Source organism: Pseudogulbenkiania sp. AW2-16 (genome assembly GCF_056824575.1).
Genome location: NZ_CP157668.1, coordinates 320,182 through 345,075, shown reverse-complemented (window position 1 = coordinate 345,075; position 24,894 = coordinate 320,182). Strand labels below are relative to the sequence as shown.

The 24,894-nt window shown below is 64.2% G+C and carries 22 protein-coding genes and 2 pseudogenes; 15 read left to right on the top strand and 9 right to left on the bottom strand.

The annotated features are described in order from the left end of the window. Nucleotides 1–182: 182 nt before the first annotated feature. The 3 genes and pseudogenes from ABKF58_RS01650 to ABKF58_RS01640 form a co-directional block, all read left to right on the top strand. Nucleotides 183–434: pseudogene (locus tag ABKF58_RS01650) on the top strand (CidA/LrgA family protein); the annotation flags it as partial. 100 nt (nucleotides 435–534) lie between these two features. Next, nucleotides 535–1,251: an LrgB family protein gene (locus tag ABKF58_RS01645; protein ID WP_482583179.1), complete on the top strand. Its 717-nt coding sequence runs from the start codon at nucleotides 535–537 to the stop codon at nucleotides 1,249–1,251. A 104-nt stretch (nucleotides 1,252–1,355) separates the two neighbouring features. Next, nucleotides 1,356–1,820 (top strand): SixA phosphatase family protein, encoded by a 465-nt coding sequence (locus ABKF58_RS01640; protein WP_008953283.1) that lies wholly within the window; start codon nucleotides 1,356–1,358, stop codon nucleotides 1,818–1,820. Nucleotides 1,821–1,894: 74 nt separating this feature from the next. Here the strand turns inward: ABKF58_RS01640 and metE are convergent, their stop codons facing one another. Continuing rightward, nucleotides 1,895–4,177, bottom strand: a complete 2,283-nt coding sequence (metE, locus tag ABKF58_RS01635; RefSeq protein WP_482583178.1) for a 5-methyltetrahydropteroyltriglutamate--homocysteine S-methyltransferase — start codon at nucleotides 4,175–4,177, stop codon at nucleotides 1,895–1,897. 269 nt (nucleotides 4,178–4,446) lie between these two features. On the opposite strand from metE, the gene ABKF58_RS01630 reads away from it, so the two are divergent. Further along, nucleotides 4,447–5,370: a LysR family transcriptional regulator gene (locus ABKF58_RS01630; RefSeq protein ID WP_482583177.1), complete on the top strand. Its 924-nt coding sequence runs from the start codon at nucleotides 4,447–4,449 to the stop codon at nucleotides 5,368–5,370. Between the two features lie 88 nt (nucleotides 5,371–5,458). On the opposite strand, the gene ntrC is transcribed toward ABKF58_RS01630, so the two are convergent. The 4 genes from ntrC to glnA all read right to left on the bottom strand — a co-directional run bounded on the left by ntrC (nucleotide 5,459) and on the right by glnA (nucleotide 10,342). Further along, nucleotides 5,459–6,922: a nitrogen regulation protein NR(I) gene (ntrC, locus tag ABKF58_RS01625; protein ID WP_482583176.1), complete on the bottom strand. Its 1,464-nt coding sequence runs from the start codon at nucleotides 6,920–6,922 to the stop codon at nucleotides 5,459–5,461. Between the two features lie 185 nt (nucleotides 6,923–7,107). Next, a complete protein-coding gene (gene glnL / locus ABKF58_RS01620; RefSeq protein ID WP_008953279.1) occupies nucleotides 7,108–8,157 on the bottom strand; it encodes a nitrogen regulation protein NR(II) in 1,050 nt (349 codons plus the stop codon). 97 nt (nucleotides 8,158–8,254) lie between these two features. Then, nucleotides 8,255–8,752 carry a DUF4124 domain-containing protein gene (locus ABKF58_RS01615; RefSeq protein WP_482583175.1) on the bottom strand — a complete coding sequence of 166 codons (498 nt, stop codon included), beginning with the start codon at nucleotides 8,750–8,752 and terminating at the stop codon, nucleotides 8,255–8,257. Between the two features lie 171 nt (nucleotides 8,753–8,923). Next, complete coding sequence (glnA, locus tag ABKF58_RS01610; protein WP_482583174.1) at nucleotides 8,924–10,342, bottom strand: glutamate--ammonia ligase; 1,419 nt, start codon at nucleotides 10,340–10,342, stop codon at nucleotides 8,924–8,926. A gap of 272 nt (nucleotides 10,343–10,614) precedes the next feature. On the opposite strand from glnA, the gene ABKF58_RS01605 reads away from it, so the two are divergent. The 6 genes and pseudogenes from ABKF58_RS01605 to ABKF58_RS01580 all read left to right on the top strand — a co-directional run bounded on the left by ABKF58_RS01605 (nucleotide 10,615) and on the right by ABKF58_RS01580 (nucleotide 15,919). After that, nucleotides 10,615–11,070, top strand: a complete 456-nt coding sequence (locus tag ABKF58_RS01605; protein ID WP_367180146.1) for a rhodanese-like domain-containing protein — start codon at nucleotides 10,615–10,617, stop codon at nucleotides 11,068–11,070. Nucleotides 11,071–11,190: 120 nt separating this feature from the next. After that, a pseudogene (gene aroE, locus ABKF58_RS01600) lies at nucleotides 11,191–12,010 on the top strand (shikimate dehydrogenase). Then, nucleotides 12,010–12,693, top strand: a complete 684-nt coding sequence (gene mtgA / locus ABKF58_RS01595; RefSeq protein WP_482583173.1) for a monofunctional biosynthetic peptidoglycan transglycosylase — start codon at nucleotides 12,010–12,012, stop codon at nucleotides 12,691–12,693. The pseudogene aroE and the gene mtgA overlap by 1 nt, the downstream one beginning before the upstream one ends. A 214-nt stretch (nucleotides 12,694–12,907) precedes the next feature. Further along, nucleotides 12,908–14,350 carry a magnesium transporter gene (gene mgtE / locus ABKF58_RS01590; RefSeq protein ID WP_014086104.1) on the top strand — a complete coding sequence of 481 codons (1,443 nt, stop codon included), beginning with the start codon at nucleotides 12,908–12,910 and terminating at the stop codon, nucleotides 14,348–14,350. Nucleotides 14,351–14,357: 7 nt separating this feature from the next. After that, entirely contained in the window at nucleotides 14,358–15,170 is an 813-nt protein-coding gene (gene prmC / locus ABKF58_RS01585; RefSeq protein WP_482583172.1) for a peptide chain release factor N(5)-glutamine methyltransferase, read from the top strand. Next, nucleotides 15,170–15,919, top strand: a complete 750-nt coding sequence (locus tag ABKF58_RS01580) for a phosphatase PAP2 family protein (protein ID WP_482583171.1) — start codon at nucleotides 15,170–15,172, stop codon at nucleotides 15,917–15,919. The genes prmC and ABKF58_RS01580 overlap by 1 nt, the downstream gene beginning before the upstream one ends. A 27-nt stretch (nucleotides 15,920–15,946) precedes the next feature. Here the strand turns inward: ABKF58_RS01580 and ABKF58_RS01575 are convergent, their stop codons facing one another. After that, nucleotides 15,947–16,426 carry an FKBP-type peptidyl-prolyl cis-trans isomerase gene (locus ABKF58_RS01575; protein ID WP_482583170.1) on the bottom strand — a complete coding sequence of 160 codons (480 nt, stop codon included), beginning with the start codon at nucleotides 16,424–16,426 and terminating at the stop codon, nucleotides 15,947–15,949. 547 nt (nucleotides 16,427–16,973) lie between these two features. Here ABKF58_RS01575 and ABKF58_RS01570 point away from each other — a divergent pair. After that, nucleotides 16,974–17,702, top strand: a complete 729-nt coding sequence (locus tag ABKF58_RS01570; protein WP_482583169.1) for a ribosomal protein uL16 3-hydroxylase — start codon at nucleotides 16,974–16,976, stop codon at nucleotides 17,700–17,702. A 72-nt stretch (nucleotides 17,703–17,774) separates the two neighbouring features. Continuing rightward, nucleotides 17,775–18,155: a hypothetical protein gene (locus ABKF58_RS01565; RefSeq protein WP_482583168.1), complete on the top strand. Its 381-nt coding sequence runs from the start codon at nucleotides 17,775–17,777 to the stop codon at nucleotides 18,153–18,155. A gap of 109 nt (nucleotides 18,156–18,264) precedes the next feature. Here ABKF58_RS01565 and bamC read toward each other — a convergent pair whose 3' ends face one another. Both bamC and dapA read right to left on the bottom strand, forming a co-directional pair. Beyond that, nucleotides 18,265–19,401: an outer membrane protein assembly factor BamC gene (bamC, locus tag ABKF58_RS01560; RefSeq protein ID WP_482583167.1), complete on the bottom strand. Its 1,137-nt coding sequence runs from the start codon at nucleotides 19,399–19,401 to the stop codon at nucleotides 18,265–18,267. 24 nt (nucleotides 19,402–19,425) lie between these two features. Further along, the gene (dapA, locus tag ABKF58_RS01555) at nucleotides 19,426–20,301 is read right to left on the bottom strand and encodes a 4-hydroxy-tetrahydrodipicolinate synthase (RefSeq protein WP_008953267.1); all 876 of its coding nucleotides are present in this window, start codon (nucleotides 20,299–20,301) and stop codon (nucleotides 19,426–19,428) included. 171 nt (nucleotides 20,302–20,472) lie between these two features. Between dapA and ABKF58_RS01550 the strand changes: the two genes are divergently transcribed. Next, a complete protein-coding gene (locus ABKF58_RS01550) occupies nucleotides 20,473–22,101 on the top strand; it encodes an ABC-F family ATPase (protein WP_294866336.1) in 1,629 nt (542 codons plus the stop codon). A gap of 205 nt (nucleotides 22,102–22,306) precedes the next feature. Continuing rightward, nucleotides 22,307–23,047, top strand: a complete 741-nt coding sequence (locus ABKF58_RS01545) for a beta-ketoacyl-ACP reductase (RefSeq protein ID WP_008953265.1) — start codon at nucleotides 22,307–22,309, stop codon at nucleotides 23,045–23,047. 76 nt (nucleotides 23,048–23,123) lie between these two features. On the opposite strand, the gene cysB is transcribed toward ABKF58_RS01545, so the two are convergent. Beyond that, nucleotides 23,124–24,065, bottom strand: coding sequence for an HTH-type transcriptional regulator CysB (gene cysB / locus ABKF58_RS01540; RefSeq protein WP_482583166.1), 942 nt, complete (start codon nucleotides 24,063–24,065; stop codon nucleotides 23,124–23,126). A 120-nt stretch (nucleotides 24,066–24,185) separates the two neighbouring features. On the opposite strand from cysB, the gene ABKF58_RS01535 reads away from it, so the two are divergent. Then, entirely contained in the window at nucleotides 24,186–24,893 is a 708-nt protein-coding gene (locus ABKF58_RS01535; RefSeq protein WP_482583165.1) for a phosphoadenylyl-sulfate reductase, read from the top strand. Nucleotide 24,894 lies beyond the last annotated feature (1 nt).

Below are 24,894 nucleotides of genomic sequence, written 5' to 3'. Positions count from 1 at the left end.
CGGGATGGGCGGAAGCGCGTTCCCGGCTGACGCGGTGCAGATTTGCTCGGTGGGCGCCGGCCCCCGTTAGCCCGGGCGGGGGGCTTTACGCCACCCCCGCCGTGTCTCTACGTCCCGGCGGCTTCGGCCCGCTCGCCTGCTGGAGTGGGCGTTATCTCTGTTGACCTTGATTGGATCGAATCGTGATCGAAACCCTGATCTGGCTGATCGGCTACCAGCTCGCCGGCGAGCTGATCTGTCGCAGCCTGGCCTTGCCGCTGCCCGGTGCCGTACTCGGCATGCTGCTGCTGTTTCTGACGCTGTGCGCGAAGAAGGGCATCCCCGTCAGCCTGAACACGCACGTGCCGCAGCTGCTCGGCCATTTCTCGCTGCTGTTCATCCCGGCCTGCGCCGGCGTGATCGTCTACTGGTCGTTGCTGACGGCGCACGGCTGGTCGCTGCTGGCGACGCTCGCCGGCGCCACGCTGATCACGCTGCTGGTGCCGGCGGTGCTGCTCAAGCTGCTGCTGGCGCGCCGGCGGCGGGGGGCGCGGCATGAACGTCACCCCGGCATTGGAATGGCTGCGCGGCTCGCCGCTGCTGGGCCTCGGCCTGACGTTGGCCGCCTACCGCCTGGCGCTGTGGCTCAACCGCCGCGCCCACGGCCATCCGCTCACCAACAGCGTGCTGATCGGCAGCTTGCTGGTGATCGCAGTGCTGCTGGGCTGCGGTATCTCGCCGGCCGAGTACATGAAGGGGGCTCAGTTCATCCAGCTGTTGCTGGGCCCGGCCACGGTGGGGCTGGCGATTCCGCTCTACCACAATCTGTCGCGGCTCAAGCGCGCCGCACTGCCGTTGTCGCTGACCCTGCTCGCCGGCAGCCTTACCGGCATCCTCAGTGCGGTGGGACTCGGCGCGGCGTTCGGCTTGCCGCACGAAATCCTGCTGTCGCTGATGCCGCGCGCGGTGACCACGCCGATCGCCATCGGCATCGCCGAGCACATCGGCGGCATCCCGGCGCTGGCGGTGACCTTCGTCATCGTTTCCGGCATCTTCGGCGCGGTCATCGTCAAGCCGCTGTTCTCCCGGCTGCGCCTCGACGACGACCTGGTGATGGGGGTGGCCACCGGCATTGCGGCGCACGGCATCGGAACCGCGCGCGTGTTCCTGCTGTCGGAAACGGCGGGCGCCTTCGCCGGCCTGGCGATGGGACTGAACGGGCTGGTGACGGCGGTGCTGGTGCCGATCGTACTCGGCTTCATGCACCTTTAAGCGCGTTGACACCAAGCTGACATCCGGTCTGGTTACACTGCCCGTCTGCCTGCCCCGGCGCTATGCTGGAACGGGGCGATAACGACAAGGAGCGAGGAGGACGAATGGACCTGATTTTGTGGCGCCACGCCGAGGCCGAAGACGGCGCGGACGATCTGGCGCGGCGCCTGACGCGCAAGGGGCAGCAGCAGGCGCACCTGATGGCGGCCTGGCTGCGCGTGCGCCTGCCGCGCGAATTCACCCTGCTGGCGTCGGAGGCGCGCCGCTCGCAGCAGACCGCCGCCTTCCTGATGAAGAGCTACGAAGTGCTGCCCGAGATCAATCCCGACGCTTCGCCGGAGAGCGTGCTCGAGGCGGCCGGCTGGCCCGAGCCGGGCAAGACCGTGGTCGTGGTCGGGCACCAGCCCTACCTCGGCCGGCTGGCGGCACAGCTGATGTCGGGCCAGCCCGACCTGTGGAGCGTGAAGAAGGGGGCGATCTGGTGGCTCAACCACCGCGAGCGCCACGGTTTCGAGTCGGTGCGGCTCAAGGTCATGATGACGCCGGGCATGCTGACCAGCAGCGAGTAGGTTCCGCTCCGGTTCGGGCATGAACACAGGGCAGCGTCGGGCGACGCTGCCCTGTGTTCATATTGCGGCGCGGCTCAGCCCACGGTTTCGGCGAGGCGGGCGCGCAGGCGGCGCGCCACCGCCACCATGTGCGCCAGCGCCGCTTCCACTTCCGGCCAGCCGCGCGTCTTCAGGCCGCAGTCGGGGTTGACCCACAGCCGCTCGGCCGGGATCACCGCCAGCGCCTTCTCCAGTAGGGTCTCGATCTCCTGCTCGCCCGGCACGCGCGGGCTGTGGATGTCGTACACCCCCGGCCCGATCTCGTTGGGGTAGGCGAAGTCGCCGAAGGCGCTCAAGAGCTCCACGTCCGAGCGCGAGGTCTCGATGGTGATGACGTCGGCGTCCATCGCGGCGATCGCGGGCAGGATGTCGTTGAACTCCGAATAGCACATGTGGGTGTGGATCTGCGTGGCGTCGTCGAGACCGGCGCAGCAGAGCCGGAACGCCGCGCTGGCCCAGGCCAGGTACGCCGGCCACTCGGCGCGCTTCAGCGGCAGGCCCTCGCGGTAGGCCGGCTCGTCGATCTGGAGCACGCGGATGCCAGCGTTTTCCAGCTCGAGCACCTCGTCGTTCAGGGCCAGCGCGATCTGTCGGCACACCTCGCTACGCGGCAGGTCGTCGCGCACGAACGACCACTGCAGCATCGTCACCGGGCCGGTCAGCATGCCCTTGACCGGACGCGAGGTCAGGCTCTGCGCGTACACCGCCCAGCGCACTGTCATCGCGGCGGGGCGTTCGACGTCGCCGTAGATGATCGGCGGCTTGACGCAGCGGCTGCCGTAGCTCTGCACCCAGCCGTAGCGGGTGAAGGCGTAGCCGGACAGCTGTTCGCCGAAATATTCCACCATGTCGTTGCGCTCCGCTTCGCCGTGCACCAGCACGTCGAGGCCGAGCGCTTCCTGGCGGCGGATGGCGAGTTCGATCTCGCGGCGCATCGCCGCGTCGTAGCCGGCGGCCTCCAGCTCGCCTTGCTTGAAGGCGGCGCGCGCGGCGCGGATCGCGGCGGTCTGCGGGAACGAGCCGATGGTGGTGGTGGGCAGCAGGGGCAGGTTCAGCCAGGCGCGCTGCGCGACGGCGCGTTGCGGGTAAGGGCGGTGGCGCTGGCTGCTGCCGCCGGCGAGCGCCGCCAGCCGTGCCTGCACCGTCGGGCGGTGGATGCGCGGGCTGGCGCGGCGCGAGGACTGGGCGTGGTCGCTGCCGGCCAGTTCCGGCGCGATGGCGTCACGGCCGTCGCGCAGCCCGCGCTTCAGCAGCTTCAGCTCGTTGAGTTTCTGCACCGCGAAGGCGAGCCAGGTCTTCACCTCGACGTCGAGCGCGAGTTCCTGCGCCAGGTCCACCGGGCAATGCAGCAGCGAGCAGCTCGGCGCCAGCCACAGCCGCTCGCCCAGTCGTGCCCGTGCCGCTTCGAGCGGCGTCAGCAGGGCGTTGAGGTCGGCGCGCCACACGTTGCGCCCGTCGATCACCCCGGCGGACAACACCTTGTCGGCGGGCCAGTCGGCGAGGAAGGTGTCGAGCTGCTGCGGGGCGCGAGCCAGGTCGAGGTGCAGCCCGGCCACCGGCAGGGCTTTCAGCAGCTCGGCGTGCTCGGCCACGCTGCCGAAGTAGCTCGCCAGCAGCAGTTTCACCGGGGCTTCGGCCAACGTGTGATAGGCCGGAGCGAACGCCACCAGCCAGTCGGCCGGCAGGTCGAGTGCCAGGATCGGCTCGTCGAGTTGCACCCACTCGGCGCCGGCGCCTGCCAGCGCGGCCAGCAGCTCGCGGTAGCATTCGAGCAGCGCCGGCAGCAGGCGCAGGCGGTCGAACGCGGCGCGCTTGACCTTGCCCAGCCACAGCAGGGTCAGCGGCCCCAGCAGCACCGGCTTCGCCTTGAGGCCGAGCGCCTGCGCCTCGCCCAGCTGCGCCAGCAGCGCCGCCGGGTTGGCCGAAAACGCCGTGCCTGCATGCCATTCCGGTACCAGGTAGTGGTAGTTGGTGTCGAACCACTTGGTCATCTCCAGCGCCGGCTGGTGGGCGTTGCCGCGTCCCAGCTCGAAGTACTGCGCGGTGGTGAGGGCGGCGGCGTCGAAGCCGAAGCGCGCGGGCAGGGCGCCCACCAGGATCTGCGCGTCGAGCACGTGGTCGTACAGCGCAAAGTCGCCGACTGGCGCCAGCTCGACGCCGGCGCCCTTCTGCAGCAGCCAGTGGCGCTGGCGCAGCTCGCGTGCGCCCTTGAGCAGCGCGGCCTCGTCGATGGCCTGCTGCCAGTAGCTTTCCTGCAGTTGCTTCAGTTCGCGTCGGGCGCCGATACGCGGGAAGCCGAGCAGATGGATCGTAGTCATGGCAATGCTCCTGTGGAGCCTGCTCCATTAGGCGGCTGCGCCTTCACATCTTGAGCGCCGGCAGTGCTCGGGTCCTCATGGACTACGTGTCCATTCCGGTTCCTGTGCGCTGGCGGCGCTCAAGCTGTTTTGGCTCGCTCGCCTACTGAAGCAGGCTTGTCATCGATAGGGAAGTCAAAGGCAGAATCGAAAATCGTTGGAGCCAAGCATGAGCGGTTTTGCTGTATGATACAAACTCATTATTTTGACGTTTTGCATCGATTTCATTCATGAACAACAGTGCCCTGGAAATCCGCCATCTCAAGACCCTGCTGGCGTTGGCCGAAACCGGCAGCGTGTCGCAGGCGGCGCGGCGCGTGTTCCTGACGCAGTCGGCGCTATCGCACCAGCTCAAGCAGCTGGAGGAGCACTACGGCCTGGCCTTGTTCGAGCGCAAGAGCCAGCCGCTGCGCTTCACCCTGGCCGGCGAGCGGCTGCTTGCGCTGGCGCGCGAGCTGGTGGGCAAGGTGGCGGCGGCGGAGCGCGACCTGGTGCGGCTGCGCCAGGGGGAGGCGGGGGAGTTGCGCGTGGCGGTGGAGTGCCACACCTGTTTCGACTGGCTGATGCCGGCGATGGATACCTTCCGCCAGCACTGGCCGGCGGTCGAGCTCGATATCGTGTCGGGCTTTCATGCCGACCCGGTCGGCCTGCTGCTGACGCAGCGCGCCGACCTCGCCATCGTCTCCGAAGCCGAGGCGCAGCCCGGCATCGTGCACCAGCCGCTGTTCGCCTACGAGATGGTGGTGATCATGGCGCGCGACCATCCGCTCGCCGAGCGGCGCAGCTGGTCGGCCGCGGACTTCGCCGGCGAGACGCTGATCAGCTACCCGGTGCCGGACGACATGCTGGAGCTGGTGCGCAAGGTGCTGGCACCGGCCGGCGTCAACCCGGCGCGCCGCACCAGCGAACTCACCATCGCCATCATCCAGCTGGTGGCGAGCCGGCGCGGCGTGGCGGCGCTGCCGTTCTGGGCGGTCAAGCCCTACCTCGAGCGCGGCTACGTGGTGGCGCGGCCGATCGGTGCGGCCGGGCTCAACAGCGAACTCTACGCCGCGTTGCGCGAGGACGACGCCCAGAGCGCCTACATGCAGGACTTCCTCGCCACGGTGCGCGAAACCAGCTTCGCCACGCTGCCGGGGCTGTCGGTGTTGTAGTCTGCCTGGCAAACAAAACCGCCCGCGGTACTGACGGCGGGCGGTGAGGGGAAACTTCCCATTGCGGGGTCGGGATGGGCGAGGGCGCTCAGCCGTGGTTCATTTCCTCGCCGTGCGCCGCTTCCATGCCCAACTCCTGGATCTTGCGTGTCAGCGTGTTGCGGCCCCAGCCCAACAGGTGCGCCGCCTCCACCTTGCGCCCGCCGGTGTGCGCCGTGCCGCTGCGGATGCAGGTCTCCTCGAAGCGCCGCGTCAGGTCGTCAATAATGCCGATCTCGCCGGCGCGCAGGCGGCGCGCCACCTCGTCGGCCAGGCCCTTCATCCAGTCGCCGCCGAACACCGTGGCAGGGCTGGCCGCGGCCTCGCCGCCGGCTTCCAGCACCGGGTGCAGCGCCGGGTCGCGGATGTCGGCCGGCAGGTCGCTCAGCTCCACCGTCTGCCCCGGCGCCATCACCGTGATCCACTGGCACAGGTTTTCCAGCTGGCGCACGTTGCCGGGGAAGGGGTAATGGCGCACCAGCTCCATCGCCGCGTCGGACAGGCGCTTCGACTCTACCCCCAGGTTCTTGGCGCTGCGTAACAGGAAGTAGCGCGTCAAAATCGGGATATCCTCGCTGCGCTCGCGCATCGGCGGCAGGCGCAGGCGGATCACGTTCAGGCGATGGAACAGGTCCTCGCGGAACTGGCCGCTCTTGACCCGCTCCTCCAGGTTCTGGTGCGTCGCCGCGATCACGCGCACGTTGGCCTTGATCGGGGTGTGGCCGCCGACGCGGTAGAAGTGCCCGTCGGACAGCACGCGCAGCAGGCGCGTCTGCAGCTCGATCGGCATGTCGCCGATCTCGTCGAGAAACAGCGTGCCGCCCTCGGCCTCCTCGAAGCGGCCGCGGCGCGATGCCAGCGCGCCGGTGAAGGCGCCCTTCTCGTGGCCGAACAGCTCCGACTCCAGCAGGTCTTTCGGGATCGCGGCGGTGTTGAGCGCGATGAACGGCTTGCTGGCGCGCACCGAATGACGGTGCAGCGCCTCGGCCACGCGTTCCTTGCCGGTGCCCGATTCGCCGGTGATCAGCACCGTCACGCTCGACTGGCTCAAGCGGCCGATGGCGCGGAACACGTCCTGCATCGCCGGGGCCTGACCCAGCAAGGCCGGCATCTCCTCCTCGCCGTTCGGCGCCTCGGAGGGGCCGCGCGTCTCCGCCAGCGCCCGCTCGATCAGCGCGGTCGCCTGGTCGACGTCGAACGGCTTGGGCAGGTACTCGAAGGCGCCCCCCTGGAAGGCCGCCACCGCCGAATCGAGGTCGGAGTGCGCGGTCATGATGATGACCGGAATCTCGGGATGCTCCAGCTTGACCCGCGACAGGAACTTCAGTCCGTCGGTGCCGGGCATGCGGATGTCGCTGATGATGACGCGCGGGCTGGCGTCGTACAGCGCGTTGAGCGCATCGTCGGCGCTGGCGAAACTCTCGAAGCCGATGCCGCCGCGTGCCAGGGCCTTTTCCAGGACCCAGCGGATCGCCTTGTCGTCGTCAATGATCCAGACCGGGTTTGTATGCATGGTGTCCCTCTCGGTGTTGTAGAGCTGCCAACAAACCCCTCTTGGCGTTGTTGCGCTCGCGTGCGAATCTTTGATTCGCTCAGCAAACTCTTGCCGTACTGCTTGTACTGTCTGCGGCCGCGCGCCTAGCCAAGACTGCTGCGCGGGGGTTTGTTGGCCGCTCTTGAGTGTGAGCAGCGGTCGGGCTAGGTGCCCAGCGGCAGCATCACGGTGAAACAGGTGCAGCCCGGGCGGGACTCGAACTCGATGCTGCCGCCGTGCTGGTGGACGAAGGCCTGCGCCAGCGTCAGACCGAGGCCGGTGCCCTCGGCGCGCCCGGTGACCAGCGGGTAGAAAATGTGGTCGCGGATCTCTTCCGGGATGCCCGGGCCGTTGTCGATGATCTGCAATTTCAGTGCCAGGGTGTAGCGCTTGCGCGCCAGCGTGACCTGGCGCGCCACGCGCGTGCGCAGGATGATCTCGCCCTTGCCCTTCATCGCCTGGATGGCGTTGCGGGTGATGTTGAGCACCACCTGGATCAGCTGCTCCTTGTCTGCCACCAGCGTCGGCAGGCTGATGTCGTAGTCGCGCCAGATGATCAGCCCCTGCGGGTATTCGGCCAGCACGATGCTGCGCACCCGCTCCAGCACCTCGTGGATGTTGATCTCGCTCGAGACGTGGCGGCGATGCGGCGCCAGCAGGCGGTCCACCAGCGACTGCAGCCGGAGCGCCTCCTCCTTGATGACTTCGGTGTATTCCTTGAGATCGTCGCGTTCGCCCAGCTCGTGCTCCAGCAGTTGCGCCGCGCCGCGAATGCCGCCCAGCGGGTTCTTGATCTCGTGTGCCAGGTTGCGGATCAGTTCGCGGTTGGCCTGCTGCTGCAGCAGCAGTCGTTCTTCGTTGGCGATTTTCAGCTGCTGGTCGAGCGGGCGCAGCTCCACCAGCGCGCGCGAACCGTCGTTGTCGATCGGCGTGATCGACAGGGCGACGTGCAGCGGCTGCTCGTTGTGCAGCAGTTTCAGTTCGAGGTCGTGTTCGATGAAACTGACGTTGTTCTTGAACGCGGTATCCAGCGCCTGCTTCAGCGCTGCACTGTTTTGGAACAGTCCGGTCAGTTGATGGCGCAGCAGTTCGCGCCGTCCCAGTGCCAACAGGTTTTCACTGGCGGGATTGACGTAGTCGAGCGAACCGTCGGTCCGCACGATCAGCACCGGGGTGTCGAGCAGTTCGAGCCCGGCAAAGCTGGATGGTGTCATGGAAATCCGGTCGTGAAGAGTGTGTCCGCTATCCGTATAGCAATATCCACGCCAGCGCTGCAAGCGGACCCAAGCCTCTTTACCGGAATGCTATGCCTTATTTTGGTGCATTGGAAGCGGACTGCCCCAACTCGCGCCGCAAGGCTTCCACGTTCTTCTGGTGCTCGGTGACCTGGTTCTGCAGTTGCTGCACCCGGTCGAGGTATTTCTGGTAGTTGCGCTCGTTGCCAAGCCGGGTGGCCCGGCCTTCCTCCAGCGCCTTCTGGGCCTCGGCCAGCGCCTTCTGCTCGTTGGCCAGCTCCTGTTCCAGGATCTTGCGCCGGCCGTTGTCGCGCTGCTGCTGGGTGGCGTTGTCGACGTTGGGATAGCGGCCGCTGCTGAAGGGCGGCGTGCTGGGAGTGGTGGACGGCGCCGAGCTGCTCGACTTCGCCTCCTCGCTCGAATACGTCGACAACGGCGACAATTTCACCGGCACGCCGCCTTTCATCGGGGTATTCGAGAAGGTGACGTGACCGCTGGGGTCGACGTACTTGTAGATGGTCTGCGCCTGCGCCAGGCTGCACGCCAACAACAGGCCGAAAATCATGGTCTTCATGGGTGGGGGGAAACCTGCATGGTCTATCCTGATAGGTGATTTCATCATAAGCAAATCCGCGTCATCCGTCACATGGGGATAAGCCGGCGCCCGCCGGCGGGCCGTGCAGCTGGGCAGAAAAACAAAAAACGGCAGCCGAGGCTGCCGTTCGATTCGGGTACGGGCCGTGAATTACAGGCTGTAGTACATCGAGAATTCCACCGGGTGGGTGGTCATGCGGGTCAGGTTCACTTCCTGCATCTTCAGTTCGATGTAAGCGTCGATCCACTCGTTGGAGAACACGCCACCACGGGTCAGGAACTCACGGTCGGCGTCCAGCGCGGCCAGGGCTTCGTCGAGCGAGGCGCACACGGTCGGGATCAGCTTGTCTTCTTCCGGCGGCAGATCGTACAGGTTCTTGTCGGCGGCATCGCCCGGGTGAATCTTGTTCTGGATGCCGTCCAGACCGGCCATCATCAGCGCGGCAAAGCACAGGTACGGGTTGGCCAACGGATCCGGGAAGCGGGCTTCGATACGACGGCCTTTCGGGCTGGCCACGTGCGGGATACGGATCGAGGCGGAGCGGTTCTTGGCGGAGTAGGCCAGCTTCACCGGCGCTTCGTAGTGCGGAACCAGACGCTTGTACGAGTTGGTGCCCGGGTTGGTGATGGCGTTCAGCGCCTTGGCGTGCTTGATGATGCCGCCGATGTAGTACAGGGCGGTTTCGGACAGGCCGGCGTAGCCGTCACCGGCGAACAGGTTCACGCCGTCTTTCCAGATCGACTGGTGCACGTGCATGCCCGAGCCGTTGTCGCCGACGATCGGCTTCGGCATGAAGGTGGCGGTCTTGCCGTAGCTGTGGGCCACGTTGTGCACCACGTACTTCAGGATCTGGGTCCAGTCGGCACGCTGGGTCAGGGTGCTGAACTTGGTGCCGATTTCGTTCTGGCCGGCGGTAGCCACTTCGTGGTGGTGCACTTCGACCGGCACGCCCAGTTCTTCCAGCAGCAGCACCATGGCGGAACGCAGGTCTTGCGAGGAGTCGACCGGCGGAACCGGGAAGTAGCCGCCCTTCACGCCCGGACGGTGGCCCATGTTGCCGCCTTCGAACTGTTCGGCGGACGCCCAGGCAGCTTCTTCAGCCTGGATCTTGACGTGGCAGCCGGACATGTCGGCGCCCCAGGTCACGGAGTCGAACACGAAGAATTCCGGTTCCGGACCGAAGTAGGCGGTGTCACCGATGCCGGAAGCCTTCAGGTAGGCTTCTGCGCGCTTGGCGATGGAGCGCGGGCAGCGGTCGTAGCCCTTGCCGTCGGCCGGGTCGATCACGTCGCAGGACATGAACACGGTCGGCTCGTCGTAGAACGGGTCGATCTTGGCCGTGGCCGGGTCGGCCATCAGCAGCATGTCGGAAGCCTGGATACCTTTCCAGCCGGCGATCGAGGAGCCATCGAAAGCGTGGCCGTGCTCGAACCACTCTTCGCCGTCATCGAGGACGACGTGGGCCGGGATGGAAACGTGCTGCTCTTTACCGCGGGTATCGGTAAAGCGAAGATCTACAAATTTGACGTCGTTGTCCTTGATCAGTTTCAAAACGTCTGCAACCGCCATGGTGTTCTCCTGTTGGGCTACGTGCATCAGAGTATGCGTTGTACTAAGGGTTTGCGACTAAAACTAGCAGGAAGCGTGCCAGCCCGTTCCGGCGGGCTTGCCCATTGTGGCACAAGCCTCGCCGGACTTGCACGTGCCATGGCAGGCTCCGGTTTGGTGCGTCACATTATTGCCATGCTCGATATTGGTGCATTCGGCATGGTTTGCGCCGGAGCGGGGCTTTCCCGATAATCACTGTAAACAAATAATGTAATCCCCTTGCAAGGAGAGTGATGATGAGCAAGATCAACGAGATTCTGCACCGGGCCGGCGAGCGCGGCAGTTCCCAAGGGTTGCCTTATGCCGGCGCGGTGACGCCGGATGAGGCGTATGAACTGTTGCAGGGCATTCCCGAAGCGGTGCTGGTCGACGTGCGCAGCCAGGCCGAATGGCAGTTCGTCGGTGTGGTGCCCGACGCGCTGCGCATCGAATTGCGCAGCTTTCCCGGCATGGTGCCCAACCCGAATTTTGCCAATCAGCTGATGCAGCAGGTGGACAAGGAAAAGGTCGTGCTGTTCCTGTGCCGTTCCGGTGCCCGCTCCGACGAAGCCGCGCGCCTGGCCACGGCGTCGGGCTACGCCACGGTCTACAACGTGCTGGAAGGATTCGAGGGCGACAAGGACGCCGAGCAGCACCGCGGCCGGATCAATGGTTGGAAAGGGCGTGGTTTGCCCTGGATTCAGGGATAAATGGTTGATGTTTGTCGGGCTTCGCGGCAAAGTGCAGAGTTGAAAGAATTACCATTAATGACATCGCCGCGCGCTGCAAGCGTATTGGCCGTCGTTGAGCAATATCGAGAAAGCAGAATCATGACCGACCGTTACGCCGTCATCGGCAACCCCATCTCCCACAGTCAGTCTCCGTTCATCCATACGGAGTTCGCCCGCGCCAGCCAGCTCGACATCCAGTACGAGAAGCTGTTCGCCGAACTCGACAAGTTCGATCAGGTCGTCGCCGAGTTCGTCGCGGCGGGCGGCAAGGGCATGAACGTCACCCTGCCGTTCAAGGGCAACGCCTATCGCATGGCAACCGAACTGACCGCGCGCGCGCGCCGCTGAGGCGGTGAACACCCTGACCTTCCGCGACGGCAAGGTCTACGGCGACAACACCGACGGCGTCGGTCTGGTGCGCGACATCGTGGAAAACCTCGACTTCCCGATCGCCGGTCAGCGCGTGCTGATCCTGGGCGCGGGTGGCGCGGTGCGCGGTGTGCTGGCGCCGATCCTGGAGCAGAAGCCGGCCGCGCTGACCATCGCCAACCGCACCCTGATCAAGGCCGAGGCGCTGGCGCACCAGTTTGCCGCCTGGGGCGAGATCAACGCCACCGGATATGAAGGACTGGAAGGCAAGACCTTCGACCTGGTGATCAATGCCACCTCGACCAGCCTCAGCAACGAGCTGCCGCCGGTCCCGTACGGCGTGTTCACCGCCCGCACCCTGGCCTACGACATGGTTTACAGCAAGGGCCTGACGCCGTTCCTGAAGCGCGCCCAGTCGGAAAACGCCGGCATGCTGGCCGACGGCTTGGGCATGCTGGTCGAGCAGGCCGCCGAATCGTTCTCGATCTGGCACGGCGTGCAGCCGGAAACCCGCAAGGTCACCAACATGCTGCGAGACGTGCTGGCCTGATGCGTCTCCTGCTCAAGATCGGGGCGGCCCTGGTGGCCGCCCTTGTGCTGTATAACCTGTGGATTTTCGGGCACGTGCTGTACTGGCGCACCAACAACCCGTCCGCCAGCGCCTTCATGAACGAGCAGCTGGCGCGCCTGCAGGAAGAGAACCCGGACGCCGAGCTGCACCACAAGTGGGTGCCGTATCAGCGCATTTCGGCCAACCTCAAGCGCGCCATCATCGCCGCCGAGGACGCCAAGTTCGTCGACCACGAGGGCTTCGACTGGGACGGCATCGAGAGTGCCTTCGAGAAGAACATGAAACGGGGCAAGATTGTCGCCGGCGGCTCGACCATCAGCCAGCAACTGGCCAAGAACCTGTTCCTGTCCGGACACAAGACCCCCTGGCGCAAGCTGGAAGAAGCCATGATCACGGTGATGCTGGAAGCGGTGATGGACAAGCGGCGCATCTTCGAGATCTACCTCAACGTGATCGAATGGGGTAACGGGGTGTTCGGCGCCGAGGCGGCTTCCCGCTACTACTACCGCACCGGAGCCAGCAACCTGTCCGCGTCGCAAGCCGCCAGGCTGGCCGCCATGGTGCCGAATCCGCGCTATTACGACGAGCACCGCGGAGCGCGCGGCCTGGCGCGCAAGGCGCATATCATCCAGCGCCGCCTTTCCTACGCCGAATTGCCCTGATCCGGCGTGTTTTCCCCGGGTTTCCGGCTGGAACCCGGGGCCTTCACGTGCTAGAATCCCGCCTTTCTTTTCGTTTGGCCGTGCCGCGCACGGCATTAACGCATGGACTTACCCAGTTATCCTGTAACGAAATCCCGTTACTCTATTATCGAATAATCCCCGCCTTCAGGACCGCAGTGCGCGTGCACTTCCGCTGAGGCGGAAGGAGGCGTGCATGACGGTTGTCGAAAAGAAACAACCCACTGATCGTCTGCAGGAAAACCTGAGCCAGGTGCAGCGCCTGATCGAGCGCCACCGGCTGGTCGAAGACTTGGTCCATCGCCAGGAGATGGAAAAGCACGACCTGGTCGAGAACCTGGTTCACAAGCAGAACCTGGTCGAACTGCAGCACAAGCTGAGCCAGCTCCACCCCGCCGACGTCGCCCACATTCTGGAGGCGCTGCCGCTCGAAGACCGTTTGCTGGTATGGGATCTGGTCAAGGCCGAGCAAGACGGCGAAATCCTGCTGGAAGTCTCCGACGCGGTGCGGGAAACCCTCATCGAGTCGATGGAGCAGCACGAGCTGGTGGCCGCCGCCGAGCAGCTCGATACCGACGAACTGGCCGATCTCGCCGCCGACCTGCCGCGCCAGGTGGTGTACGAGGTTATGGGCAGCCTCGACGAGCAGGAGCGTGCCCAGCTGCAGTCCGCGCTGTCCTACGACGAGGACCGGGTCGGCGCGCTGATGGACTTCGAGCTGGTCAAGATCCGCGCCGACGTCAGCTGCGAGGTGGTGCTGCGTTATCTGCGCCGTTTCGACGAACTGCCGTCGCACACCGACAAGATCTTCGTGACCGACGAGGAGGGCGTTCTCAAGGGCGTGCTGCCGGTGCGCAAGCTGCTGGTCGCCGACCCGGACGCCCAGGTGCAGGAGGTGATGGCTACCGAGGTGGTAACCTTCCATCCCGAGGAAGAGGCCGCCGACGCCGCGCTGGCGTTCGAACGCTACGACCTGGTGACGGCGCCGGTGATCGACGACAAGGGCCTGCTGATCGGGCGCCTGACCGTGGATGAGATGGTCGACGTGATCCGCGAAGAGTCGGAAAGCGAAGTGCTCAACCTGGCCGGTCTGAAGGAAGAGGAAGACCTGTTCGCCCCGGTCATCGACTCGGTGAAGAACCGCTGGGCCTGGCTGGCGATCAACCTGTGCACCGCCTTCGTCGCCTCGCGCGTGATCGGCGCGTTCGAGGGGTCGATCCAGAAGATCGTCGCGCTGGCCGCGCTGATGCCGATCGTCGCCGGCATCGGCGGCAATTCCGGCAACCAGACCATCACCATGATCGTGCGCGCCTTGGCCATGGGGCAGTTGCAACCCGGGCAGGCGGCGCGGCTGTGGCGCAAGGAGCTGGGCGTCAGCGCCATGAACGGGCTGGTGTGGGGCAGCGTGCTGGGCCTGCTGGCCTGGGCCTTGTACGGCAACCTGGCGCTGGGCCTGGTGATGGTGGCGGCGACCACCCTTAACCTGATGTTGGCCGCGACCATGGGGGTGTACATCCCGCTGACCATGGAAAAATTCGGCAAGGACCCGGCGGTCGGCTCCAGCGTGATGATCACGGCCTGTACCGATTCCGGCGGGTTCTTCATCTTCCTCGGTCTGGCGACCCTGTTGCTGCTGTAAGCCCATCATGACCATCGACCAAGCCCTGCGCCGTTATCCCTTGCCGCGACTGGAGTCGCGGCTGCTGCTGATGCAGGTGACCGGCTTCACCCCGGCCAAGCTGGTCGGCTATCCAGAGCTGGAGCTGAGCCCGGTGCAGGAGGCGGCTTTTGTCGCGCTGGCCGAACGGCGTCTGAGCGGCGAGCCGATCGCCTACCTGCTGGGCGAGCGCGAATTCTACGGCCGCCTGTTCCTGGTCTCGCCGGCAGTGCTGATCCCGCGTCCCGAAACCGAGCATCTGGTCGAGGCGGCACTGGCCAGGGTGGGCCGAAGCCCGGCACAGGTGGTCGATCTGGGGTGCGGTTCCGGCGCGATCGCGGTGACGCTGGCGCTGGAGGCTCCGCAGTGGCAGGTGAGCGCGGTGGACGTGTCCGACGCCGCGCTGGCGATTGCGCGTCAGAACGCGGCGCGGCTGGCGGCACCGGTGACGTTCTTCCAGGGTAGCTGGTATGCTCCGTTGCCTCCGGCCGCGGTCTTCGACCTGATCGTGTCCAACCCGCCCTACATCGCCGCGGCGGATCGCCATCTGGAGCAAGGCGACGTGCGCTTCGAACCGCGCCTGGCGTTGACCGACGAAAACGACGGGCTGAGCTGCCTGCGCGAAATCGCCCGCGGCGCTCCGGAGCGACTGGTGCCGGGCGGCTGGCTGATGGTCGAGCACGGCTACGACCAGGGCGACGCCGTGCGTGCGCTGTTCCACGCCGTCGGTCTGGCCGAGGTCGAGACCCTGCCCGATCTGGCGGGGCTCGACCGGGTGACGCTGGGGCGCAAGGCAACCTGATGGTGCCGCGGGCCTGCCGCCTGTGGCCGCTGCTGCTCGTGCTGTCGGCCGCCATACTGGCGCTGTGGCCCGACTGGAACCAGCACCTCTTCCTGTTTTTGCACCAATCGGCCCGCCGGCTGCCGGGGGCGTTCTGGCGTCTCGCCAGCGTTTTCGGCGACTGGAAAACCGTGATCGCGTTGTTGCTGCCGCTCGCCTGGCGTCAGCCTCAGCGCTTGCCGGCACTGATCGCAGGGTCGTTCTTGGCGATTCTCCTGGCGATCTTGCTCAAGGCTTTCTTCGCGGTACCGCGCCCGCCGCTGGTTCTGCCGGCAGGGGCGGTGCAGTTGCTGGATGCCTTGCCCCGCAACGGGTCCTTTCCTTCCGGTCATGCCATGGCGTCGGCCTTGCTGGCAACGGCCTGGAGCGCCGACCCGAAGGCGGGGCGCTGGAGTACGGCATTGCTGATCGTGGCTGCGGCGCTGGTCGGATGGTCGCGCCTTGCGATTGGGGTGCACTGGCCGCTCGATGTGCTGGCCGGGGCATTGCTGGGCTGGGGGGTGATGCGGCTGGCGCTGCACCATGCCCGGCCGCAAGGATGGCCGGCGAGGGTGACGGAACGGCTGCTGCTGGTGCTGAGCGGGCTATTGCTGCTGGTGATGGCGTTTGCGGCCGTGCGAGGTTGGCCGAAGCATCATGAGGAATACGAGGTGAGGCTGGCGATCGGAACCGGCGTCGCCCTGCTGGGCTTGCTCCGGTTCCGGCGCTGAAGCAGGCGGCATGAAGGCCGCCCGGGATCAGTGGTGGTGGCCGTGTTCGCCGTGGGCGTGGCCGTGGCTGACTTCGTCGGCGCTGGCGGCGCGGATTTCCACCACCTTGGCGACGAAGCGGATGGTCAGGCCGGCCAGCGGGTGATTGGCATCGACCACGGCCTTGCCGTCGGCGATGTCGGTGACACGGAACAGCAGAACATCGCCGGTTTCCGGATCGTCGGCCTCGAACATCATGCCCACTTCGACGTCGGCCGGGAACACGTCCAGCGGTTCGACGCGGACCAGCTCTTCTTCCGGCGTGCCGAAGGCATCATCCGGCTCCATCTTCACGTCGATGGAGTCGCCGACCACCTTGCCTTGCAGTGCCTCTTCCACCAGCGGGAAGATGCCGTCGTAGCCACCGTGCAGATAGCTGATGGGCTCCTCGGTTTTGTCGAGGAGGGTATTGTCAGCGTCGAACATCTCATAGTGGAGGGTAACGACGGTATTTTTGGCGATTTGCATGAGAGTTGTCCGTGCAATAAATAGATAAATTCGACAGGCGCGGAACGCCTAGCGTTCCCTGCGCCTGCAGCAAACAGATGCTGGGCGGTACCGCCTGAAGCGTATTGTAAACCATTGCAGCACCCGCTAACCGAGAAACTGCCATGACTCCCCTGAGCCTCCTGGGCGGCATCACGCCCGAACAATTCCTGAAAGAATACTGGCACAAGAAGCCCCTGTTGATCCGTGGCGCGCTCAAGGAGGTCGGACCGCACGTCGATTTCGACTGGCTGGCCGAACTGGCCATGCAGGACGATGTCGAGTCGCGCCTGATCGAATTCAACCAGGGGCGCTGGAAGCTGGAGAGCGGTCCGTTCCGCCCCTCGCGCTTCAAGCGCCTGCCGGCCAGCGACTGGACCATCCTGGTGCAGAACGTGAATCACCACGTGCCGCATATCGATGAACTGTTGTGGCGCTTCAACTTCATTCCGTACGCCCGTCTTGACGACCTGATGATCAGCTACGCCCCCCCGGCGGCACGGTCGGTCCTCATTTCGACTCTTACGACGTGTTCCTGCTGCAGGTCGGCGGTCAGAAACGCTGGCAGATTTCCGCTCAGAAGGATGAGGCTTTCATCGAGGATGCCCCGATCAAGGTGCTGGAGCACTTCGAGGCGGAGCAGGAGTTCGTGCTGGAGCACGGCGACATGCTCTACCTGCCGCCGCGCTACGCCCATTACGGTGTCGCGCTGGAGCCGGGCATGACCTACTCCATCGGCTTCAGGGCGCCTTCGGTTCAGGAGCTGACCACCCAGTTCCTGGTATACCTGCAGGACCGGGCCTGCTTCGATGGCCGCTATGCCGATCCCGACCTCCAGTCGCAGACGACCGATCCAGCCGCCATCAGCGACGCCATGGTGACCCAGGTCGAGCGCATGCTGCAGCTCATCAAATGGGATGGCAGCACGGTGGGCGATTTCCTCGGCCACTACCTGACCGAGCCCAAGCCGCACGTGTTTTACGATGCGCCAGACGAGCCGCTCGAGTTCGACGAGTTTGTCGCACAGGCGGCCCTGGCCGGGGTGGTGCTCGACGCCAAGAGCCAGATACTGTTCCGTGGCGAAGCGCTGTACTGCAATGGCGAGCGCTTGGAGGTCGACGCAGCCGACGTGGCGGACTGGCAACGCTTCGCCAACGCCCGCAAGCTGGCAGGGCAGGCATTTTCGGATGCGATGAGCGATGTTCTCTATGAGGGCTATTTGTCAGGGTTTTGGCATATCGCCGACAGTGTTGCATGATTGCAACATGATATTGGTTGTTTTGCCTCAATGCTGGTTCGGAAGCGAATTGCTAGGTGGGGAAACCCTTGTTTGGAGCCGTTTGCTGCACTGCAAGAAAAAATTCATGGTGCTGTGGCCGTTTTGCCGGCCGTGCCCTCTGTACAGCCGTTTTTTTCATGCTACAATTTGCCCACTGAAAAATTTCAGTCGCTTCCGGTTAGCCAGGAGCGATTTTTGCTGAAAAATTGTTCTCATTACTTAAAGTCAAAGGTCTTAAAAATGAAACAGTCGCTCCTCGTTGCTGCCCTGCTCGCCGTTGCTCTGTCCGCTTGCGGCAAGAAAGAAGAAGCTCCGAAAGTAGAAGCCTCCGCTCCGGCCGTTGAAGCTTCCGCTCCGGCTGCTGCTCCGGAAGCTTCGGCTCCGGCTGCTGCTGAAGCCTCCGCTCCGGCTGCTGCTTCCGCTGCTCAGTAATCTGGTGCTGTTCAAAAAACCGACCCTAGGGTCGGTTTTTTTATGCCCGGTGCACTGCCGGCCATAAAAAAACCCGCTTCGCGCGGGTTTTTTTATGGTCAGGCGGGGCTTACTGGAGCTCGGCCTGCAGCTTGCCAAGCGCCGTACGGGTCTGCGCCGGCGGCAGCGGTTTGCCTGCCTTATCGGTGAGAGCAATCTGGGTCTTGCCCGGACTGTCTTCCTTCAGCTGTACCAGGAACTCCTCGTCTTTCGGCGCCGCCTCGTTCTTGTCGCCACTGCTCCAGAACGCGAGGCTCGACCAGAAACCGCCGGATTTCTCGGTCTTGCCGCTCTCCGCCTCACCCTTAACCGGTTTGACGTAGTAGATGCCCTGGGCGCGGTTGCGATCCGACACCGCCAGGCCGATACGGTCCAGCGCCAAGCCGACACGACGCCAGGCGCGGTCGAAGCCGTCGTTGACCGTCAGTGTGCCGTTCACGATCTGGCTGTTCGGGGCTTCCGGGGTCTGGGTCTGCTTGATCGCTTCCTTCGCTCTTTCCTCGGTCTGGCCGAGGCGGATCATGAAGCGGCCGAGCAGTTCGGCTTCCAACTGCGGATCGGCCGGACGCGGCTGCCACTTGGTTTCCGACTTGCCTTCGTCGACAAACACTTCGTACATGCCGCGATGCGAGAAGTACACCTCGGTCCCGGCGGCGGTCTTCTCGACGCGGATGCGGAACTTGTCGCGCTCGGCGGTGGAGTAGACGTTGCCCAGACCCACGGTTTCCATGAACTTGCGGATCACGTCGTTCGGCAGTTTGGCGCGGTTCTCGGCCCAGTCGGTTTCCATGATGCCCAGTTGCGGGTCTTCGGTCTTGATCACGAAACCATTGTCTTGCCAGAACGCCTTCAGCACCGGCCAGAGCTCCTCCGGCTGCTTGTGCTCGGCGACCAGCCAACGTTGCGAGCCAGCCCGTTCCATGCGCACGTTGTCGACCTTGGTGACGGCGGCCGACTCCGTGCTGGCCGGGGCTTTACTGCTGCCCTGGGCCTGGTTGAGCTCGTTCAGCGAGGCCACCCCCGAGCGCGGCAGCTCGTAGCGGTTCTGGATCTGCGGGGCGGTCAAATCAGGCGGAACCTCCAGCTTGTTGGTCTGGGTCGGTGCTTCCGACTTGTAGTCGAGCTTGTTCTGGAGCGGTTCGGAGGTACTGCAACCGGCCATCAGGCCGGTCAGCAGCAGAATCGCGGCAGGCGCGCTTCGTTTCATGCGTTCTCCCATTGAATGGGGGTTTTAGAGGACTTCCGCCTGCTGCATCGCGGCGCGGACGGCCGTGGTTGCAGCGTCGGTCAGCGGGGTCAGCGGCAGGCGCAGCCCGGCAGGGATCCGTCCCATCTGCTGCAGTGCCCACTTGGCCGGAATCGGGTTCGGTTCGACGAACAGCTGCTTGTGCAGGCCTTGCAGCTTGTCGTTGATGGCGCGCGCTCGGGCCGTATCGCCAGCGAGCGAGGCTTTGCACAGCTCGCTCATCAGCTTTGGCGCGACGTTGGCGGTAACGGAAATGACGCCGTGGCCGCCGCACAGCATGAAGGCCATGCCGGTGGGGTCGTCGCCCGAGTAGAGGGCGAAGCCTTGCGGCGCACGCAGCGCCAGGTCGCAAGCGCGGCCGATATCACCGGTGGCGTCCTTGATGCCGACGATGTTGGGAATCTGGGCCAGGCGCAGCGCGGTGTCGTTGTTCATGTCGGCGACGGTGCGGCCCGGCACGTTGTACAAGATGACCGGGATGTCGACCGATTCGGCAATGGCGCGGAAGTGCTGGTACATGCCTTCCTGGGTCGGCTTGTTGTAGTACGGCACCACCGACAGGGTCATGTCGACGCCGACCTTGCGGGCGTGCTCTGCCAATTCGATCGCCTCGGCGGTCGAATTGGCACCCGTACCGGCAACGACCGCGACACGTTTGGCTGCATGCTTGACCACCGCCTCGACGACGGCAATGTGCTCCTCGACGCCGAGGGTTGCCGATTCGCCGGTTGTGCCGACCGCGACGATGCCGTCCGTGCCGTTGTCAATGTGGAAGTCGACGAGACGCTTGAGGGATTCGAAGTCGACCTGACCATCCTCGTGCATCGGGGTGACCAGCGCGACCAAGCTACCGGTAAGCATAGTTCAGCCTATTTATTAGGGTTTCGAGAGGCCTTCGATTGTAGCGGAATTCCCCTGCATGGCAAAAGGGCGTGCGCCCGATCGGTGCTGTGATCGCGGAAGGGCGGGTGGATGTGCTAGAATCCTTCGTTTTTCCGATACTTACGGCGATCTGGCTGAAGGATCTACAGCGTGATTAGTACACAGAACATTACCATGCAGTTTGGCGCGAAACCTCTGTTCGAGAAGGTTTCGGTCAAATTCGGTGAAGGCAACCGTTATGGCCTGATCGGCGCCAACGGTTCCGGCAAGTCCACCTTTATGAAAATCCTGGGCGGCGATCTCGAGCAAAGCTCCGGCGAAGTGGCCATCGAGAATGGCGTGCGCCTGGGCAAGCTGCGCCAGGATCAGTTTGGCTACGAAGACCAGCGTGTGCTCGACGTGGTGCTGATGGGGCACACCGAGATGTGGGCGGCGATGAGCGAGCGCGATGCCATCTACGCCAACCTCGAGGCGACCGAAGACGACTACATGCACGCGGCCGAGCTGGAGGCGAAGTTCGCCGAGTACGGTGGCTATACTGCCGAGGCCCGTGCCGGCGAGCTCCTGCTCGGTGTCGGCATCCCGCTGGAATTGCACAACGGCCCGATGAGTGAAGTCGCTCCGGGCTTCAAGCTGCGCGTGCTGCTGGCCCAGGCCCTGTTCTCGGACCCGGATGTGCTGCTGCTGGACGAACCGACCAACAACCTGGACATCAACACCATCCGCTGGCTGGAGCACGTGCTGAACGAGCGCAACTCCACCATGATCATCATTTCGCACGATCGCCACTTCCTGAACGAAGTGTGCACCCATATGGCCGATCTGGACTACAACACCATCCAGATCTACCCGGGCAACTACGACGACTACATGATCGCTTCGACGCAGGCGCGTGAACGTCAGTTGTCGAGCAACGCCAAGGCCAAGGAACGCATCCAGGAACTGCACGAATTCGCCGCGCGCTTCTCGGCCAACAAGTCCAAGGCACGCCAGGCGACCAGCCGCCTCAAGCAGGCCGACAAGCTGAAGGCGGAGATGGTGACGGTCAAGCCGTCGAGCCGTCAGAACCCGTTCATCCGCTTTGAAGTGGAAGACAAGAACAAGCTGCACCGCCAGGCAGTATCGATCGAGGGCTTGTCCAAGTCCTTCGACAAGGCGCTGTTCAAGAATCTCGACCTGATCCTCGACGCCGGTGAGCGCCTGGCCATCATTGGCCCGAACGGTGCCGGTAAATCGACACTGATGAAACTGCTGGCGGGCGCGTACGACGCCAAGTTGGCCGAAGGTGTCGTGGCCGATGCCGGCCAGATCAAGTGGGCGGAGAAGGCGCAGGTAGGTTACTACGCGCAGGACCACGAGGCCGAGTTCGACAGCGACAAGACCCTGACGGAATGGATGCGCGAATGGGGTCAGGACGGTGACGACGAGCAGGTGATCCGCGGCACCCTGGGCCGATTGTTGTTCGGCGGCGACGACGTGACCAAGGCGGTGCGCGTACTGTCGGGCGGCGAAAAGGGCCGCATGCTGTATGGCAAGCTGATCCTGACCAAGCCGAACGTGATGCTGATGGACGAGCCGACCAACCATATGGACATGGAGTCGATCGAGTCGCTGAACATGGCCCTGGAGTCGTTCAAGGGCACCCTGATTTTCGTGTCGCACGACCGTCAGTTCGTCAGCTCGCTGGCGACCCAGATTCTGGAGTTGGACGGCAAGGGTGGCTACGAGCATTACACCGGCGATTACGAGTCCTACCTGAGCAGCAAGGGCCTGGAATAAAGGTAACCGTTTGTAAACAAAGCTTTGTCCCGTGAACGGGATAGGCTATATTTTTCGTGATGCGGTGCACTATGTGCACTGCATCACGCGTTTTGTACCAGAACAACAATAAAAGCCTATGGCGACCCTGGGTTAAGGGTGATGGTGGAGCCGACGTCCTGCCCAAGTTCGGGTTGCTAGTCTCACGTGTTATGAAGGGAATGCTATGCGTTTGCGAGGGAAAGTATCGATCATCACCGGTGCGGCCAGCGGCATCGGCAAGGCTACCGCCGAGAAGTTCGTCAAGGAGGGCGCCATCGTGGCGGTATGCGACTTGAACATCGACGCGGTCAATGCGGTGGTGGACGAGTTGAAGGCCGCCGGTGGCGAGGCGGTGGGTTATCAGGTGAACGTCACCAATCGGGGCCAGATCGCCGATATGGTGGGGGACCTGAAGGCGCGCTACGGCCGTATCGATGTACTGGTGAACAATGCCGGCATCGTGATGGATGCGCAGCTGACGAAGATGACCGACGAGCAGTTCGACAAGGTCATCGACATCAATCTGAAGGGTGTCTACAACTGTGCCAAGGCCGTGGTCGACACCATGATCGAGCAGGGTGGCGGCGTGATTCTGAACGCGTCGTCGGTGGTGGGGGTGTACGGCAACTTCGGCCAGACCAACTACGCCGCGTCCAAGTTCGGCGTGATCGGCTTCGTCAAGACCTGGGCCAAGGAGCTCGGCAAGAAGGGCATTCGCGCCAACGCCGTGTGCCCGGGCTTCGTTGCCACGCCCATCCTGAAGTCCATGCCGGAAAAGGTGATCCAGGCGATGGAAGAGAAGGTGCCGATGCGGCGCATGGCCGAGCCGTCGGAAATCGCCAACGTCTACGCCTTCCTGGCGTCCGACGACGCCAGTTACATCAATGGCGCGGCGATCGAGGTGACGGGTGGCCTGACGCTCTGATCCGGTCTCTTACGGGGATCGTCCAAACGCCCCGCCAGCGCGATGCCGGCGGGGCGTTTTGTTTTTGCAGTTCGGCCTAGTCGCTGTCGTGTTCGCTGGCGAGCAGCGCCGTGTCGATCTCGCGGCGGTGCAGGTGGGGGGCGAACAGTTCGATGAAGGTGTAGGCGAAGCCGCGCAGATAGGCGTCGCGGCGGATGCCGATCTTGGTCACGGACGGTTCGAACAGATGGCTGGCATCGATGGCGGTCAGCGCCAAATCCCGCTCCGGTTCGTAGGCCATGCTGGCGATGATGCCGACCCCGAGACCCAGCGAGACGTAGGTCTTGATCACGTCGGTGTCGATCGCGGTGAGCACCACGGTGGGGGTCAGGCCGGCGTCGGTGAACGCCTGGTTGATCTTGGAGCGACCGGCAAAGGCGAAGTCGTAGGTAATGATAGGATGGCGGGCGATGTCGGCCAGGGTGAGGGGGCGGTCCAGCTGGCTCAGTTCGTGGCCCTTGGGCACCACCACGCAGCGGTTCCACTCGTAGCAGGGCAGCATCGCCAGCTCTTTGTAGAGCGAGATGCCTTCGGTGGCGATGGCGAGATCGGCTTCGCCGGAGAGCACCATGTCGCAGATCTGCGTCGGACTGCCTTGCTTGATCGACAGGCGCACCTTGGGGCAGCGTTTGAGGAATTCGGCGATGGTGTGGGGCAGAGCGTAGCGCGCCTGGGTATGGGTGGTGGCGATGGTCAGTGCGCCTTCCGATTCGCGCGAGAACTCGTCGCCGACACGCTTGAGGTTCTGGGCTTCGCGCAGGATGCGCTCGGCGATGCGCAGCACTTCCTTGCCGGGTTCGGACACCGATACCACGCGCTTGCCGTTGCGGATGAAGACCTGGATGCCAAGCTCGTCTTCCAGCAGGCGAATCTGCTTGGAGATGCCGGGTTGCGAGGTGTGCAGTTTCTCGGCCGCTTCGGACACGTTCAGCCCCTGCTTGGCGACTTCGACCAGATAACGTAGCTGTTGCAGCTTCATGATGGACATCCGCGTTAAAACCAGAAGTAATTAAATACTAACACATTAGTCTTTTAGGAATATAAGGATGTTCGTTAGCATGGCAAAAGTTTACGTTCAGGTTTCTATGGAGTGCGTTTGATGACCCTTGAGGCAAAGCTGGCCCAGACCGAGGCCCTGCTGCAGGAAATCGCCCGCGATCATGCGCCGGCGGTGCTGGCCAACAGTTTCGGCGCCGAGGACATGGTGCTGACCGATTTGATCGCCAAGCTCCAGCTGCCGATCGGCATTTTCAGTCTGGATACCGGCCGTCTGCCGGCCGAGACCTATACCCTGATGCAGCAGGTGCATGAGCGCTACCCGGCCAACCCGGTGCAGGTCTATTTCCCCAACACCGCGGCGGTCGAGTCCTTCGTCAACGAATTCGGCATCAACGCTTTCTACGACAGCGTGGAGAACCGCAAGTCCTGTTGCCATATCCGCAAGATCGAACCGCTCAAGCGTGCCCTGGCCGGGCAGAAGGCGTGGATCACCGGCCTGCGTCGTGAGCAGTCGCCGACGCGTCAGGACCTGGGCGACCGCGAGTTCGACGCCGCCAACGGCCTGATGAAATTCAATCCGCTGATCGAGTGGAGCGAAAAGGACGTCTGGGCGTATATCCGCGAAAACCAGGTGCCGTACAATGAGCTGCACGACCGCCATTACCCGTCGATCGGCTGTGCCCCGTGTACCCGGGCCATCTCCGTCGGCGAAGACATCCGTGCCGGACGCTGGTGGTGGGAGAATCCCGAGAACAAGGAATGCGGCTTGCACGTGAAGCAGTCCGCTGTTTCCATCATCAAGCGCTGAA

What these genes read in the sequence shown, in the direction of transcription:
- prmC (WP_482583172.1), top strand. Translation starts at nt 14,358, where the DNA reads ATGACCATCGACCAAGCCCTGCGCCGTTATCCCTTGCCGCGACTGGAG.
- glnA (WP_482583174.1), bottom strand. Translation starts at nt 10,342, where the DNA reads ATGGCGGTTGCAGACGTTTTGAAACTGATCAAGGACAACGACGTCAAA.
- dapA (WP_008953267.1), bottom strand. Translation starts at nt 20,301, where the DNA reads ATGCTTACCGGTAGCTTGGTCGCGCTGGTCACCCCGATGCACGAGGAT.
- ABKF58_RS01630 (WP_482583177.1), top strand. Translation starts at nt 4,447, where the DNA reads ATGAACAACAGTGCCCTGGAAATCCGCCATCTCAAGACCCTGCTGGCG.
- ABKF58_RS01535 (WP_482583165.1), top strand. Translation starts at nt 24,186, where the DNA reads ATGACCCTTGAGGCAAAGCTGGCCCAGACCGAGGCCCTGCTGCAGGAA.
- bamC (WP_482583167.1), bottom strand. Translation starts at nt 19,401, where the DNA reads ATGAAACGAAGCGCGCCTGCCGCGATTCTGCTGCTGACCGGCCTGATG.
- ABKF58_RS01605 (WP_367180146.1), top strand. Translation starts at nt 10,615, where the DNA reads ATGATGAGCAAGATCAACGAGATTCTGCACCGGGCCGGCGAGCGCGGC.
- metE (WP_482583178.1), bottom strand. Translation starts at nt 4,177, where the DNA reads ATGACTACGATCCATCTGCTCGGCTTCCCGCGTATCGGCGCCCGACGC.
- ABKF58_RS01575 (WP_482583170.1), bottom strand. Translation starts at nt 16,426, where the DNA reads ATGCAAATCGCCAAAAATACCGTCGTTACCCTCCACTATGAGATGTTC.
- ABKF58_RS01640 (WP_008953283.1), top strand. Translation starts at nt 1,356, where the DNA reads ATGGACCTGATTTTGTGGCGCCACGCCGAGGCCGAAGACGGCGCGGAC.
- ntrC (WP_482583176.1), bottom strand. Translation starts at nt 6,922, where the DNA reads ATGCATACAAACCCGGTCTGGATCATTGACGACGACAAGGCGATCCGC.
- cysB (WP_482583166.1), bottom strand. Translation starts at nt 24,065, where the DNA reads ATGAAGCTGCAACAGCTACGTTATCTGGTCGAAGTCGCCAAGCAGGGG.
- ABKF58_RS01645 (WP_482583179.1), top strand. Translation starts at nt 535, where the DNA reads ATGAACGTCACCCCGGCATTGGAATGGCTGCGCGGCTCGCCGCTGCTG.
- ABKF58_RS01615 (WP_482583175.1), bottom strand. Translation starts at nt 8,752, where the DNA reads ATGAAGACCATGATTTTCGGCCTGTTGTTGGCGTGCAGCCTGGCGCAG.
- mtgA (WP_482583173.1), top strand. Translation starts at nt 12,010, where the DNA reads ATGCGTCTCCTGCTCAAGATCGGGGCGGCCCTGGTGGCCGCCCTTGTG.
- ABKF58_RS01545 (WP_008953265.1), top strand. Translation starts at nt 22,307, where the DNA reads ATGCGTTTGCGAGGGAAAGTATCGATCATCACCGGTGCGGCCAGCGGC.
- ABKF58_RS01580 (WP_482583171.1), top strand. Translation starts at nt 15,170, where the DNA reads ATGGTGCCGCGGGCCTGCCGCCTGTGGCCGCTGCTGCTCGTGCTGTCG.
- mgtE (WP_014086104.1), top strand. Translation starts at nt 12,908, where the DNA reads ATGACGGTTGTCGAAAAGAAACAACCCACTGATCGTCTGCAGGAAAAC.
- glnL (WP_008953279.1), bottom strand. Translation starts at nt 8,157, where the DNA reads ATGACACCATCCAGCTTTGCCGGGCTCGAACTGCTCGACACCCCGGTG.